Source organism: Streptomyces sp. NPDC001410 (assembly GCF_042895235.1).
Taxonomy (GTDB): domain Bacteria; phylum Actinomycetota; class Actinomycetes; order Streptomycetales; family Streptomycetaceae; genus Streptomyces.
Map to the genome: position 1 here is coordinate 189,316 of NZ_JBIAWE010000018.1, position 13,007 is coordinate 202,322.

General features: G+C 71.1%; 13 protein-coding genes, 1 tRNA gene and 2 pseudogenes. 9 read left to right on the plus strand and 7 right to left on the minus strand.

Features of this window, described 5'->3' with window-relative positions; all coding sequences use genetic code 11:
- Positions 1 to 156 precede the first annotated feature (156 nt).
- The gene (locus ACFY3C_RS34295) at positions 157 to 654 is read left to right on the plus strand and encodes a DUF6083 domain-containing protein (protein ID WP_390773571.1); all 498 of its coding nucleotides are present in this window, start codon (positions 157 to 159) and stop codon (positions 652 to 654) included.
- Positions 655 to 704: 50 nt separating this feature from the next.
- Here the strand turns inward: ACFY3C_RS34295 and ACFY3C_RS34300 are convergent, their stop codons facing one another.
- Positions 705 to 1,580 carry a helix-turn-helix domain-containing protein gene (locus ACFY3C_RS34300; RefSeq protein ID WP_390773572.1) on the minus strand — a complete coding sequence of 292 codons (876 nt, stop codon included), beginning with the start codon at positions 1,578 to 1,580 and terminating at the stop codon, positions 705 to 707.
- A 149-nt stretch (positions 1,581 to 1,729) separates the two neighbouring features.
- Here ACFY3C_RS34300 and ACFY3C_RS34305 point away from each other — a divergent pair, with 149 nt between their 5' ends.
- Together ACFY3C_RS34305 and ACFY3C_RS34310 are read left to right on the plus strand one after the other, a co-directional pair.
- Positions 1,730 to 2,593 (plus strand): oxidoreductase, encoded by an 864-nt coding sequence (locus ACFY3C_RS34305; protein WP_386578822.1) that lies wholly within the window; start codon positions 1,730 to 1,732, stop codon positions 2,591 to 2,593.
- A 54-nt stretch (positions 2,594 to 2,647) separates the two neighbouring features.
- Positions 2,648 to 3,259: a DNA polymerase ligase N-terminal domain-containing protein gene (locus ACFY3C_RS34310; protein WP_390773573.1), complete on the plus strand. Its 612-nt coding sequence runs from the start codon at positions 2,648 to 2,650 to the stop codon at positions 3,257 to 3,259.
- A gap of 51 nt (positions 3,260 to 3,310) precedes the next feature.
- On the opposite strand, the gene ACFY3C_RS34315 is transcribed toward ACFY3C_RS34310, so the two are convergent.
- Complete coding sequence (locus tag ACFY3C_RS34315) at positions 3,311 to 3,454, minus strand: hypothetical protein (RefSeq protein WP_386578824.1); 144 nt, start codon at positions 3,452 to 3,454, stop codon at positions 3,311 to 3,313.
- A gap of 245 nt (positions 3,455 to 3,699) precedes the next feature.
- Between ACFY3C_RS34315 and ACFY3C_RS34320 the strand changes: the two genes are divergently transcribed.
- The 4 genes from ACFY3C_RS34320 to ACFY3C_RS34335 all read left to right on the plus strand — a co-directional run bounded on the left by ACFY3C_RS34320 (position 3,700) and on the right by ACFY3C_RS34335 (position 6,862).
- The gene (locus tag ACFY3C_RS34320) at positions 3,700 to 5,073 is read left to right on the plus strand and encodes a hypothetical protein (protein WP_390773574.1); all 1,374 of its coding nucleotides are present in this window, start codon (positions 3,700 to 3,702) and stop codon (positions 5,071 to 5,073) included.
- A gap of 76 nt (positions 5,074 to 5,149) precedes the next feature.
- Positions 5,150 to 5,222: transfer RNA gene (locus ACFY3C_RS34325), tRNA-Gln, on the plus strand.
- 273 nt (positions 5,223 to 5,495) lie between these two features.
- Positions 5,496 to 6,272 carry a DUF6461 domain-containing protein gene (locus ACFY3C_RS34330; protein ID WP_390773575.1) on the plus strand — a complete coding sequence of 259 codons (777 nt, stop codon included), beginning with the start codon at positions 5,496 to 5,498 and terminating at the stop codon, positions 6,270 to 6,272.
- A 155-nt stretch (positions 6,273 to 6,427) separates the two neighbouring features.
- On the plus strand, positions 6,428 to 6,862 hold the full coding sequence (locus tag ACFY3C_RS34335) for a cupin domain-containing protein (protein ID WP_386578827.1): 435 nt from the start codon (positions 6,428 to 6,430) through the stop codon (positions 6,860 to 6,862).
- Here the strand turns inward: ACFY3C_RS34335 and ACFY3C_RS34340 are convergent.
- The 4 genes and pseudogenes from ACFY3C_RS34340 to ACFY3C_RS34355 form a co-directional block, all read right to left on the minus strand.
- Positions 6,863 to 8,247, minus strand: a pseudogene (locus tag ACFY3C_RS34340) (SpoIIE family protein phosphatase); the annotation flags it as partial.
- Between the two features lie 2 nt (positions 8,248 to 8,249).
- Positions 8,250 to 8,717: a peroxiredoxin gene (locus ACFY3C_RS34345; protein WP_386578828.1), complete on the minus strand. Its 468-nt coding sequence runs from the start codon at positions 8,715 to 8,717 to the stop codon at positions 8,250 to 8,252.
- Positions 8,714 to 9,094 (minus strand): hypothetical protein, encoded by a 381-nt coding sequence (locus ACFY3C_RS34350; RefSeq protein WP_386578829.1) that lies wholly within the window; start codon positions 9,092 to 9,094, stop codon positions 8,714 to 8,716. The genes ACFY3C_RS34345 and ACFY3C_RS34350 overlap by 4 nt, the downstream gene beginning before the upstream one ends.
- Positions 9,095 to 9,292: 198 nt before the next feature.
- Positions 9,293 to 9,817 (minus strand): MarR family winged helix-turn-helix transcriptional regulator, encoded by a 525-nt coding sequence (locus ACFY3C_RS34355; protein WP_386578830.1) that lies wholly within the window; start codon positions 9,815 to 9,817, stop codon positions 9,293 to 9,295.
- Positions 9,818 to 10,089: 272 nt separating this feature from the next.
- On the opposite strand from ACFY3C_RS34355, the gene ACFY3C_RS34360 reads away from it, so the two are divergent.
- Entirely contained in the window at positions 10,090 to 10,632 is a 543-nt protein-coding gene (locus tag ACFY3C_RS34360) for a hypothetical protein (protein ID WP_390773576.1), read from the plus strand.
- A 195-nt stretch (positions 10,633 to 10,827) separates the two neighbouring features.
- Positions 10,828 to 11,586, plus strand: a complete 759-nt coding sequence (locus ACFY3C_RS34365) for an XRE family transcriptional regulator (protein WP_386578832.1) — start codon at positions 10,828 to 10,830, stop codon at positions 11,584 to 11,586.
- Between the two features lie 47 nt (positions 11,587 to 11,633).
- Here ACFY3C_RS34365 and ACFY3C_RS34370 read toward each other — a convergent pair.
- Positions 11,634 to 12,955: pseudogene (locus ACFY3C_RS34370) on the minus strand (MFS transporter).
- Positions 12,956 to 13,007 lie beyond the last annotated feature (52 nt).

Consider the following 13,007-nt stretch of genomic DNA (forward strand, 5'->3'; position numbering starts at 1 on the left):
GTTGCCGGGATCTTGCCGAGCATCACGCGGTTCGTGATCCAGCAGCAACGGCAACACCGGAGCCGCGGCCGGCACCTGTGTGCCCCGCCGGTCTGCACCCGTTGCGCCCGGTTCGCGCCCTTCCCCGCCCGGACAGGAGCCCGCACGCTCAGGGATATGGGGGACACCGACCGTGAGGACAGCGTCATTCCGTTACCCGGACCGGGCCCGGACGGATCCCGGCAGCCACCCGTCGGCACAACGCAGCCGTGGGAAGCCGCCGACCGCGCCCAAGCCGCCAACGACGGCGCCACCGGACCCGAACCGCCGAATCCGCCGATCTGCCCACAGTGCGGGCTCACCTGCGACCGGCGGGCCACGTACACCGGGCAGCACGTCCTCCTCGAACCCCGCCTCATCCTGCCCGCCCACCTCGTACCAGGTGGGCACCGTTGGCACACGGACGGCAACGGCACCGCCTGGAACGGAGGCCTGGACGAACCACCGCCCGGGGCGACATGCCGGATCCCCCACCAACTGGCCTGCCCGGGACTCACGCTGGACGAGATCCGGCCGTGGCGGTGGCTGACTGCGGTCCGCGAGTACAACACCGTACTGGCGCAGCAAAAGGCCGACGCCGAAGCCTTCCACGAGACGCTGCCGGACGTCGGCTGAAGGCGCTGCCGGAGTTTTACGCGAGGGAGGGCATCGAGTCAGGTGCCGGTCTACTGCTCCTCGACGCGCTCGGTCCGGGCGCCCGGGTGGGGTGCGGTGAGGCTGCCGAGGATGTCTAGGAGTTCGGCGCTGCGGCTGCCGGGTTCGGCGTGGAAGACGACCAGGGTGAGTCCGTCGGTGCCGTCCACGGAGAGTTTGTTCGAGTGCAGGTCCAGGTCGCCGACCTGTGGGTGGCTCAGGTGGCTGACCCGGCCGCGCCGGGGCCGTACGTCGTGCCGGGCCCAGAGCATGCGGAAGCGCTCGCTGCGCAGGGACAGATCGCCGACCAGGTCGCGCAGTTGGGGGTCGTCGGCGTCGGGCCCGGCGTAGGTGCGCAGGGTGGCCACGCCCTCCTCGGTCAGGTCCTCCCAGTCCCGGCGCAGTGCTCGCTCGGCCGGGTCGAGGAAGACGGCCCGCAGCAGGTTGACGCCGGGCCGGCAGTTCGGGGTGAGGGCCGTGGCGAGGGCGTTGGCGGCGAGGACGTCGGTGTAGCGGTTCTGGATGTAGGCGGGGTTGCGGGGCCAGCCGTCGATGAGCTGCAGCAGGCTGGACGGCACCGGTTCCCGGCCGCGGGCCGCCCGGGTGCGCGACGCAGGCCGCGCGCCGGTGGGCCGCTCCTGGACCAGGCCGAGCAGGTAGGAGGTGGCGTCGGCGTCCAGCCGCAGCACCCGGGCGATGGCCTCGAGGACCTGCGCGGACGGGTTGCGGTCGCGGCCCTGCTCCAGGCGCAGGTAGTAGTCGGAGCTGATGCCGGAGAGCATCGCGACCTCCTCGCGGCGCAGCCCCGGCACCCGGCGCAGGCCCGAGCCGGGCAGCCCCACGTCCTCGGGCCGGACCTGCGCCCGGCGGGCGCGCAGGAACTCGCCGAGCGCGTTCGTACCGTCCATGACACCACCGTACGGCCGTACCGGTGGCCGTGGCTGTCCCTGTCACTCCCAGGAACGCGGGGGCACTGCCGCCCGGGCGGCGTTCGGCGCACCGTGGAGACAGGGCACCGGACGTACCGGTGGCCCTCGCACAGCACGAGAGGTACGACATGACTGCACAGCTCGGCGGCACCGTCACCCCGGCCGACGGTCTGACCCTGACCCGCATGGGCTACGGCGCCATGCAGCTGGCCGGGCCGCATGTGTTCGGCCCGCCGAAGGACCGGGCGCGGGCCGTGGCGGTGCTCCGTGCGGCGGTGGCGGCGGGCATCACCCACATCGACACGGCCGACTTCTACGGCCCCGTGGTCGTCAACGAGATCATCAGGGAAGCCCTGCACCCCTACCCGGACGAGTTGCACATCGTGACCAAGGTCGGCGCGCGACGGGGAGCCGACGGCAGCTGGACCGTGTCCCGGCATCCGGAGGACCTGAAGGCGCAGGTGCACGACAACCTCCGGCACCTGGGGCTGGAGACGCTGGACGTCGTCAATCTGCGGCTCGGCGACATGGACACCCCGAACGAGGACTCCGTCGCCGACCAGTTCGGCGCCCTGGCGGAGCTGCGGCAGCAGGGTCTGATCCGGCACCTGGGGCTCAGCGCCGCGTCCGTCGCGCAGCTGGGGGAGGCGCAGGCGATCGCGCCCGTGGTCACCGTGCAGAACCTGTACAACCTGGCCAACCGGCAGGACGACCCGCTCGTCGAGCGTACGGCGGCGGAGAACATCGCCTTCGTGCCGTACTTCCCGCTGGGCGGGTTCACGCCGTTGCAGTCCGAGACGCTGTCGAAGGTGGCCGCGCGGCTGGGCGCCGCACCGCAGCAGGTCGCCCTGGCCTGGCTGCTGCGCCGCTCACCGAACATCGCGCTCATCCCCGGCACGTCGTCCCCGGACCACCTGCGCGAGAACATCGCCGCGGCCGCTCTGGTCCTCCCGCAGGACGCGGCAGCGGAGCTGGACGGCATGGCCGGCTGAGCAAACCGTACCGGGGTACTCGGGTGTGAGGCCCATGCGTGGAAGGAGCCGCTCGTGGCGACGGAGGACCGGCTGCGCACCTATCGCGGCAAGCGTGACTTCGAGCGGACCCGCGAGCCGTCGGGCAAGGCGGCGGCCCCGGCGGGCGCGCGGCCCCGGTTCGTGGTGCAGATCCATGACGCACGCCGGATGCACTTCGACTTCCGACTGCAGGTCGGGGACGTCCTGAAGTCCTGGTCCGTCCCGCGGGGTCCGTCGACGGACCCCGGGGACAAGCGGCTGGCCGTGCCCACCGAGGACCATCCGCTGGAGTACGAGGACTTCGAGGGCGTGATCCCGAAGGGCGAGTACGGCGGCGGCACCGTGATCGTCTGGGACCACGGGACGTACGAGCCGCTCAGCCACGACCGCCGGGGCCGTCCGGTGGACTTCGCGGAGTCGCTGGAGCAGGGACACGCCACCTTCCGGCTGCACGGGTCCAAGCTGCACGGCGAGTACGCCCTCACCCGCTTCCGCACCGGCCAGGACGGGGAGGAGGCGTGGCTGCTGGTCCGCAAGGGTCCCGCCCGCGCAGAGGCACACGGCACCCCGGATCCCCGCCGGGCCCGCTCGGTCCGCACGGGACGCACCCTGGCCCAGGTCGCCGCCGACGCCCGCCGGGAGTGACCGCGGGCGCCGGTGGGCGTCATGCGGTGCCGGGGTCGACGGGTACGGCGGTCAGCAGCGGACCTTGCCGTGGTCGACCTCCTGCTCGGGGTGGGTGACGGCCCACTGCCCGACCGTCCGCATCCGCTCCCGCATCTCCTCGGCGGGCAGATGGTGGAAGCTCCCGTGTCCCGGCAGCACCCACTCGAAGTTCATCTCCTGCGCACCGCGTTGCACGGACGCGGCCAGCGTCCAGGGGCAGCGGGCACGGGTTCGAGTAGGCGGGCGGGTGGACGGATCCGGTGGGGCAGGCGTGTGCGGCCCGGTACATCAGCCGCACCTGATCCTCTGTCTCCGGCTGACGGGCGATGTTGCAGTTCAGGCATCCGAAGCTCGCTCTGTGACTGCGACGTGCGGATAAGCAGTGGAGACCTGATCGTGGTGATGACAAGGTGAGGCTCATGCCGTCGCCCACATTCGAACAGCTCCTCCGTGAACTGCACGCCTCGCTCACACTGCGCAAGCGTCCGGAAGATGTGGCCCGGCTCATCCAGGATCTGTACGCCGCCCAGGGCTCTGACCTCGACGCAGCAACCGAGGCAGCGCTCGCCAAGGCCGCTGAGCACTCGCTGCGAAACCTCTGGCACGGCTACACCTCCATGCGGGAGGAATTCGCCCGTCCGGTTGGCGCACAGCGCCAGCTCGCCCGAGCGGCAAGCCTGTTCATGAGCGTGCCGGACCTCCCGGACAACGCCGGGGATGATCCCGCCCAGATCGAGGCGGTGATCCGGCGAGCGGGTGAGGAGATCGGTCGCGCATACGGGCAGAACGACTTCGGTACGGACCGCTTCAACCGGGCCGAGCGCACGGCGGCGGGCCTCGGTGAGATCTCCAAACGCCAGTACAACAAGCGCTTCCGACTACTGCGCCGTATGGAAGCCAAACTGGCCCGGCTCATCCACGAGCAACGCCTGCGCGAAGTGACCATCACCGGCAAAGGCGCGCTCGCCCACGCCCTCCCGTACGAGCTGTTCGCCACAGACCCGGACACGGCAGCCTTCATCGCCTACATCACGGCACGCGGCTACATGCGCAGCGTCTTCACCAACGGCCGGCAGCGTCAGGTCTACGACGAGGTCGCCGAGGCCCTGTTCCAGCGCCTGCGGAACCTTCCCGAGCGGACCTGCTGGTACGCGGTCGCGCATGTGCACCCCACAGCTGAAGTGCTGGCCCACGTGTCCGACCAGGACCTCACACAGCTGCTGGTTCGATGGAACGGATTCCTACGCCAGGTCGCAGGTCTACTGGAGGACGCCTGGAACCGGCATCCGCTGGAACGCAACACGATGATCGTGCGCCGTGGCAACGACTCGTCGACGTGGAACCAGGCCGCACAGGCATGGAACACGGCCCGGGCCCACTGGTTCGCGCTGCTGACCGAGTTGGGGCAGGGCGAGATCCTGGATCGGATTTGCCCTGGCAAGGTGCCCCGCCTGATGGCGGCCGACGTGGCGTACTGGCACCGCATGAGCGGGGGCGGGCTGCACCCGGACACCTACGTCTGGGCAGAGCTCCCTCTGCCCTGGGAAGTACTCCGGGGTGAGAAGGAATGCCCACGCTCGCTCGTCGAAGCCGTCTGCGCCCGGTATCGGGTGGACCCGATAGCTGGCGCCTGGACCGCTCCCAGGCCGGCAACTGAGGCCGTCGCCTTCCGGCGGACACCCGAGCTGGTACACGGAGTCGCCGTCGCCGACCCACTCATGGCCAGCGCTCTCCGGTCGGCAGGGGTCTTCTCCGGCAAGGACAAGCGTGCTGCCGCTCAAGAGTGGACGTGATCGACGGCAATCCCCGCGCGTCCGCCCCTGCAAATCAGTTGACCCACGCGGTGGCCCAAGCAATGATCACGGTGGCGACGAGGAAGCTCTGCGGAGGAGCGCCCGGCTCTGATCCCGGGTGGACGCAGGTTCGAATCCTGCCCTCGTCGCCTCTTCGCATACTTCCCAGAAGACGCCCCGACGCGCGGATTGCTCAAGGCCCTGTTACATCCACGACTTCGCCCGGGTTACTGGCGCAGCACACTTGTTCCATGCGTGCCGTATTCCTGCCGGACTCGGCGCATGCGCAGGCAAGAGAGGCGCGTGAGCGCTGGTTCGAGCGGCGTCCACCGGCAGCAGCCGACACGAGATGTGCACGAGCTGCGGCAGTACCGAACCTGCTTCACGGGTCCGTGTCAGCGGTGGCAGGCAGACTGTGCTGCATGACTTCGGTAACCGCACATGATTACGCCTGGATACGTTCGTCCTCGTGGTTCCGCTACGCGCTCGATACCGGATACACCCTGACCCTGGTGCGGGGCGTCACGCCGGGGGACGTGCAGCGGGTGATGGCGGCGGAGCCGCAGGGCACGTGTACAGGGGTGGACGCGTTGATCGAGCAGCAGGACGAACTACTCGATGCGACGGACTACTGGGAAGAGTCCTTCATCTCGGGTGCCTTCACCGTGCCGGGCGCCGACGAAGACTGGACACTGGTCCTGCACTTCGACGGCGGCGTAGGGATACAGCCACGCTTTCTGGAGGTCCTGTCGGCAGGCGGGCGCGCAGTGACGCACTCCAGCAACGGAGGCAAACCCATCCACCTCTTCCATTGGTACGAGGACGGAGAGCTCCGGACCACCTTCGAGTGGGCCACGGCAAGGGGCGGCAGCACCCCCGACGCCCTGAACACGGTGATGCGTGAGGTTGGTTTCGCCCTCTCCGAGGAAGAGAGCGCATCTGAGACGCACGTCGACACCAAGGCGGCGGTCTTCGCCCTTGCTGAGCGGCTGACCGGTGTACGGGTGACGGAGGAACTCCTTCGGGATGCCGAGTACCAGCTCGGGCATGTGCCGGAAGAGCCCGCCGAGGAGTGGACCGGCATCGTCATCGACATCACCGACGCTCACGGGGAACGCTTGCGCAAGGAATTCACCCGTGAGGAGGTCGATGCCGCTGTGGAGCGCGCCCGCGCCGAAGCCAATGCTCCAGGCGAATAGCCATGGCGCCGTGCTGGCGGCACGGTTGGACTTCCTGGCGGTGCAAAGCGTGTTGGAGGCCGGCGGGGCATCCGGATTACCCGGTTCCGCCCCCGACTCGCCTTCCCCGGGCCTATGTTCACGGCGGTACCCCCTCGCGTCCATGGAGGCTCCGCATGCGCACCGCACTCCGCCTGGCCGTCACCGGCGTGTTGACCGTCGCCACCGTCCTGACCTGCGGCACCGCGGGGGCGACCCCGCCGGGGCCCGGGGTGACGGCCCGGATCATCAGCCAGACCACCATCGGCGACACCGACTACACCCTGCGGGAGATCACGGTCCCGCCCGGTCAGAGCACCGGATGGCACTACCACGACGGTCCGTTGTACGGCTTCGTGAAGCAGGGCACCCTCAGCCACTTCGACTCCACCTGCGCCTCGGACGGCGTGTACCGGAAGGGCTCGACGATCCAGGAGCCGTCCGGCCCGGACCACGTCCACCTCGGCCGCAACCTGGGTGACACCCCGCTCGTCCTCGATGTGCTCTACGTACTGCCGCACGGCTCCCCGTTCTCGGAGGACGCGCCGAACCCGGGCTGCCCGTTCCAGTGATCAGGCGTCGGGCAACGGCTGTTCCGCCCAGATGGTCTTGCCGCTGCCCGTCTGCCGGCTGCCCCAGCGCTGGGTGAGCTGGGGCAGCCGGCAGCAGTCAGCGGCCGCCCTCGTCGTAGGCGTGCGCCCGCCGCAGGTGCGGTGAGGTGGAACTGCCGTCGGAGACCTCGCAGATGAGCGCGCGGTCGAGGATCAGGTGCAGCTTGATGGGCGGTTCGCCGTAGCGGATGGCGTTGGTGACGAGTTCGCTGACGACGAGTTCGGTGACGAACGCGGCCTCCTCCAGCCCCCAGGCGGCCAGTCGTTCGGTGGCCGCCTGCCGGAAGCCGGCCACCCGGGCCGGGTCGGGCGGTACGTCCCAGGTGGCCACGCGGTCGCCGCCGAGGGCGCGGGTGCGGACCATGAGGAGGGCGACGTCGTCGGTGGGGTGTTCGGGCATGACGGCCTTGAGGACGTTGTCGCTGAGCGCTTCCAGAGAGTCGGCGGGTGTGCCGAGGGCGGGCGCAGTTCGTTGGTGGCGCGGTCGAAGTCCCGGTCGCGGTCCTCGATCAGTCCGTCGGTGTAGAGGGCGATGATGGAGCCTTCGGGTAGTTCGAGTTCCGTCGCCTCGAAGGGCAGCCCGCCGACCCCGAGGGGCGGTCCTGCGGTCATGGGGACGAACTCAGGGATGTCGCCGGGCAGGACGACGGCGGGGGCCGGGTGGCCGGCGGCCGCCATGGGCAGATGGCGGGAGACGGGGTCGTAGACGGCGTACAGGCAGGTGGCGCCGAGTTCGGCGACCTCCTCACCGCTCTCGTCGGAGGCCAGGTGGGTGACGAGGTCGTCGAGGCGGTTGAGGAGTTCGTCCGGGGGCAGGTCGACGTCGGCGAGGGTGCGGACGGCCGTGCGCAGCCGGCCCATGGTGGCCGAGGACTGGATGCCGTGGCCGACCACGTCCCCGACGACCAGTGCGACCCGGCTGCCGGAGAGCGGGATCACGTCGAACCAGTCACCGCCGATGCCGGCCAGCGACCCGGAGGGCAGATAGCGGTGGGCGACGTCGACCGCGGCCTGTCCGGGCAGTCCCGTGGCAGCAGGCTGTGGTGGAGGGCGTGGGCGGTGCTGCGTTCGCGGGTGAAGCGGCGGGAGTTGTCGACGCAGACGGCGGCGCGGCTACCCAGCTCCTCGGCGAAGACGGCGTCGTCGGGGCCGTAGTCGTCCGGGTGGGCCATCCGGATGCACACCGCGACGCCCAGGGCGGTGCCGCGGGCGCGGAGCGGCACCGCGATCACGGGGTGTACGCCCTGCCGGTACGGGCGGCCGTCGGGCGAACGCTCATTGCGCTCGGCGAGCCACTGGACGAAGTCCGGCTCACCGGCGTGGACGAGCACGGCACGTCCCGCGCGCTTCAGCCCTTGTGGGCGCGCAGTGCGGACAGGGCCCGGTCGGCGTGGGTGTTCATCCGCAGCTCGCTGCGGACGATCTCCAGGACCGAGCGGTCCTCGGCGATGACGAAGGTGACCCGCTTGGTGGGCGCGAGTGTGAAGCCCCGCTTGACCCCGAACCGTTCGCGGACCGCTCCGTCGGCGTCGGAGAGCAGCGGCATGCCGAGGGTGTGCCGGCCGGCGAACTCCTGCTGCCGCTCGACACTGTCACCACTGATTCCGACCGGGCGGGCACCGACGGCGGCGAATTCCGCGGCGAGGTCGCGGAAGTGGCAGGCCTCGGCGGTGCAGCCGGGCGTCAGGGCGGCGGGATAGAAGAAGAGGACCACCGGGCCCTCGGCCAGCAGCTCGGTGAGCCGCCGGGTGGCGCCGGTCTCGTCCTGCAGGGCGAAGTCCTCGACCTTGTCCCCGACCTCGATACGCTCGCTCACGACCGTCCCTCTCCGTTCCTTGCCACACTGCGGGCCCACAACACGAGGGGCACCTGGAGGGGCAGCCGGGCCAGGGCCGCGTTCCGCTGCGGCGCGGGCCGGTGCCGCCAGTCGACGGCCATCTTCACGTTGGCGGGGAACACCCCGACGAAGAAGGCGGCGGCCGCCTTCGCGGCGACGGCGCGGGTGCGGGGCGATGCCAGACCGGCCGCCAGTGCCAGTTCCACGACCCCGCTGCCGTAGGTCCAGGCCCTGGGCGAGCCCGGCAGCACCTTCGGAATCGTGGCGTCGAACTGCCGCGGGACGGCGAAGTGGGCGACCCCGACCGAGGCCAGCAGACCGGCCAGCAGCAGGGGTGAGCGTTCGGACCGGGGCACGGATCCTCCTCTGGTGTCCTGCCGCCGGATATTACTCGACGGTAGACACTGGGGCCGTGGCTTCGGGATGAACAGATGGGGCAGCTGCCTCGGGAGCAACGATCGGGACTGCCGCTCCGGGAGCAACGATCGGGACTGCCGCTCCGGGAGGAACGGCCGGGACCGCCGCTCCGGAAGGAACAGCCAGAGCCGCTGCCGTCACGCCGTCGTCGCGCGGGCGTCGGTCTCCTGGCCGGACTCGTCGTCCACCGCGTAGGCGAGGAAGTCGTCGACCATGCGGTGGAACAGCCCGGCCAGCTGCCGCAGCTCCGCGGGCTGCCAGTCGGAGAGGGCAAGCTGCATCCCGCGGGCCCCGGCCTCCCGGACCCGTGCGACGGCCTCCCGGCCCGCGTCGGTCAGCTCGATCCGCTGGGCCCGGCGGTCGTCGGGGTCGGGGACCCGGGTGACGTACCCCGACCGCTGCAGCTGCTGCACGGTCCGCGTCACATGGGAGGCCTCCACGCCCAGCCGCTGCGCCAGCTCCCCCGGCCTGAGCGGCTCGGAGTCGGCGATCTGCCGCAGCAGCGCCACCGCGGCCCGGTCCAGCGGCACCCCGGCCAGCGCCATCAGCCGCTCGTGCTGACGGGCACGCGTGGCCAGGTACGTGATGCGCGTCAGGGCACGCTCGATCTCGATGACCTCGGCAGAGGCGGGCGGGACGTCGGGCAGCGGTTCCGTGGGCATATCCACGAGTTTACCATGTGGTTGCGTAACTTAAGTAAGTTAGTGAAGCGCCCAGCGAAGCGCCCGTGCCCGGACGTTCACGGGGACACGCAGGAAGCCGGAACACCTCTCGGCACAGGAACGGATGGGGCGAGACGCGGGGCGGTGCCCGTCCCCGGGAACGTCCCCGGCGTCCCAGGGGACGCGGGACCGGCATCCTGACGGCCCGTCACGGCAACGCTGGCTGTTGTGATCACGGTTCGTGGTCACAAGAACGACAGCCGGAGGTTTCCATGATCCGACGGACTCTCAAGAGCGGGGTGCTGGCCACGGTCGCGGTGCTCGCGTTCCTGCCCACGGCGGCCGGGGCCGCCTCGGCGAGCGCGACCACCACCCCGCGCCCGGTGCCCAGCGTCGCGGCCCGGCACACCACGCACCACGCGAAGCAGCGCACGCACCACACCAAGCACCGCGGCCACCACGCCAAGCGCACCGTCCGCCGCGTCCACCACCGTCGGTACCGCACGCGCCACATGCACCACTTCGTCGGCGCAGGAGTGGCGCGGGCAGTCGCGCAGGGCATGTCGTACCGCCGCACCATGCCGACCCTCGGCCGGGTCTCCACGCACGGCGCCCGGCTGAACGTACGCTCCGGCCCGGGCACCAACTACCGTGTGATCGGGCACCGGCACACGCACCGGCTGCTCACGCTCAGCTGCAAGACGCACGGCTCCTGGGTGTACGGCAACCACACCTGGTACCGCCTCCCGCACCACCGGGGCTATGTCTCCGCCCGCTACGTCCGCACCGGACGCACCGCCGTCCCGTGGTGCTGACGACCACTCACGCACGCATCGTCTGACCGTCGAAGGCCTGCTCGGGAACTCCCTTCTCCCGAACAGGCCTTCGGCGCGCATATGCCTCACCGTCCTCATACCTCGGCCGGTGTTGCGGATCCCGATCTCCTGGGCAGCTATTCCGACAACAGGGGCGAAAGCGCCCATAGCGGAATGGGAGTCGAGGGACGCACGATGCGGCATCCCCAAGGATCGACCACGCCGGACGAGCCACTGGTGGTGAGACTGCGCGAACTGAAGGACGGTACGGGACTGAGCCTGGCGGCACTGGCGGCGCGCACCCCGTACAGCAAGTCGGCCTGGCACCGCTATCTGACCGGCACCAAACGGCCCCCGCGGGGCGCGGTGGAGGCGCTGAGCCGACTGGCCGGCGCCGATCCCGAAGCCGTACTGGCCCTGTGGGAGGCGGCCGAGGAGCCACCCGCACCCAGTCCGCCCGAGCAGGCGGGCCGGTCCCGCCCCCGATGGCTTCCGCTGTCGGCGCTCGCGCTGCTCGGCACGGCCGCCGCGGTGGCCGCCGCGGTCACCGTCTCCGGCCGGCAGGGCTCCCCCGCTCCCGCCGCACAGACCCTCCTGACCGCGCCCCGCTGTCACGCCCGGTCCTGTCAGGGTCAGTTGCCCGACGCGTCGGTGTGCGCCCGGGACGCGCAGACCACGAGCATGGTGTCCGACACCGACTACGACGTCCGGCTGCGCTACTCCCCCGCCTGCGGCACCGCGTGGTCGCAGGTGCGGGTGCGCACGCCGATGGCGCGGGAGGTGTCGGTGCGGGCCGGACAGGACGTGCTGTCGGCGAGCTATCCGGCGGACGACTCCGCCCAGGACACCAGCCCGATGCTCGCCGTCCGTTCACCCAAGGGCGTGGAGGCCTGCGCCGAGGTGGGCGGGAAGCTGGCGTGCACGGGTCTGGACGTGGAGCCGCCCGGCGAGTGAGGCGACGGCGGTGCCGCACCCGGGATCCGGGTGCGGCACCGTGCCGGTCACCGGGCGGCGACGAGCTGCTGCTCCGCGCCGCTGCGCTGCGGCCCCCGGGCCGAACGCAGGGCCGCGAGGCCGATGAAGACCATCGACGACACGCCGGCCAGGGCGAAGGCGGTGAAGCCCCAGTCGCCGTTGCCCGCGGCGAGCAGCTGACCGCCGAGCCACGGGCCGAAGACGGCACCGAAGCGGCCCATGCCGGAAGTCCAGCCGACGGCGGTGGCGCGGCTGTCAGGGGTGGAGCGGATGGAGACGGTCGCGTAGATCATCGTCTGGGCGCTGTTGAGGAACACGCCGGCGAGGAAGACGACCAGGAAGGTCACGCCCAGCGGCATGCGGACGCTGAGCAGGAACACACCGGCCGCGGTGAGCGCGAACCACACCGCGGAGATGCGCGGGGCACCGAAGCTGTCGGCGGCGCGGCCCGCCAGCAGCATGCCGACGATGCCGCCGAGGTTGAACAGGACCACGAACGTCAGCGCGGAGCCGAGGTTGTAGCCCTCGCCGCGCATCAGGGTGGGCAGCCAGGTGGCGACGCCGTAGACGAGGAGGAGTCCGCCGAAGGAGGCCAGCCAGTAGAGCAGGGTCTGGAGCCACTCGCCGCCGCGGAACAGGCCGAGCAGGGCGTCCCAGCGGTCGGCGGGCGTCTTCCTGTCGGCCGCGGCGGGCGGCTCGACGTCGTAGCGGTCGGCCAGCGCGCGGGCCTGTTCGGTGCGGCCCTTGGCGACCAGGAAGCTCAGCGACTCGGGCAGCACCTTGGCGAGCACCGGGACGAAGAGCAGCGGGAGCACGCAGACCCAGAACGCGGAGCGCCAGCCGACGGGCTCCACGAGCCACTTGGCCACGTAGGCGGACAGGATGCCGCCGGCGTGGTGGGCCGTCATCAGCAGGCCGATGGTCAGGGCGCCGCGGCCGCCCCTGGCGTAGTCGCAGACCATGCTGATCGCGGTGGGCAGCAGACCGCCGAGGCCGACACCGGCCAGGGTCCGGCCGAGGCCGAAGACCGCGACGCTGTCGGCTATCGCGCACACGCCGGAGGCCAGCGAGAACAGTGTGCCGCAGGCGACCATCAGCCTCGGCCGATGCGGTCCGCGACCGTGCCCGCCGTCAGGGCGCCCACCAGCATGCCGAAGGTGGCGTAGCTGCCGAGGTCGCCGGCCCGGTCGGGGGTGAGGCCGAAGGTCTTGGTCGCCAGCAGGTGGGGCAGCACCGAGCCGTAGATGAACATGTCGAGGCCGTCGAAGAGGACGGCGAGCCAGCACAGACCGACGACCAGCAGCGCGAGTCCGCTGCCGCGAGCGGAGGGGGCGGGGGAGGAGGACATCTTCGTTTTCCTCTCGTCCAGGAGGCGTTCCCTGGAGGGGGTCAGTGAGTGT

Bases quoted from the DNA above. Each gene is read 5' to 3' on its own strand.
- ACFY3C_RS34295 (WP_390773571.1), top strand. From the start codon at position 157: ATGGGGGACACCGACCGTGAGGACAGCGTCATTCCGTTACCCGGACCG.
- ACFY3C_RS34300 (WP_390773572.1), bottom strand. From the start codon at position 1,580: ATGGACGGTACGAACGCGCTCGGCGAGTTCCTGCGCGCCCGCCGGGCG.
- ACFY3C_RS34305 (WP_386578822.1), top strand. From the start codon at position 1,730: ATGACTGCACAGCTCGGCGGCACCGTCACCCCGGCCGACGGTCTGACC.
- ACFY3C_RS34315 (WP_386578824.1), bottom strand. From the start codon at position 3,454: ATGAACTTCGAGTGGGTGCTGCCGGGACACGGGAGCTTCCACCATCTG.
- ACFY3C_RS34320 (WP_390773574.1), top strand. From the start codon at position 3,700: ATGCCGTCGCCCACATTCGAACAGCTCCTCCGTGAACTGCACGCCTCG.
- ACFY3C_RS34330 (WP_390773575.1), top strand. From the start codon at position 5,496: ATGACTTCGGTAACCGCACATGATTACGCCTGGATACGTTCGTCCTCG.
- ACFY3C_RS34335 (WP_386578827.1), top strand. From the start codon at position 6,428: ATGCGCACCGCACTCCGCCTGGCCGTCACCGGCGTGTTGACCGTCGCC.
- ACFY3C_RS34355 (WP_386578830.1), bottom strand. From the start codon at position 9,817: ATGCCCACGGAACCGCTGCCCGACGTCCCGCCCGCCTCTGCCGAGGTC.
- ACFY3C_RS34360 (WP_390773576.1), top strand. From the start codon at position 10,090: ATGATCCGACGGACTCTCAAGAGCGGGGTGCTGGCCACGGTCGCGGTG.
- ACFY3C_RS34365 (WP_386578832.1), top strand. From the start codon at position 10,828: ATGCGGCATCCCCAAGGATCGACCACGCCGGACGAGCCACTGGTGGTG.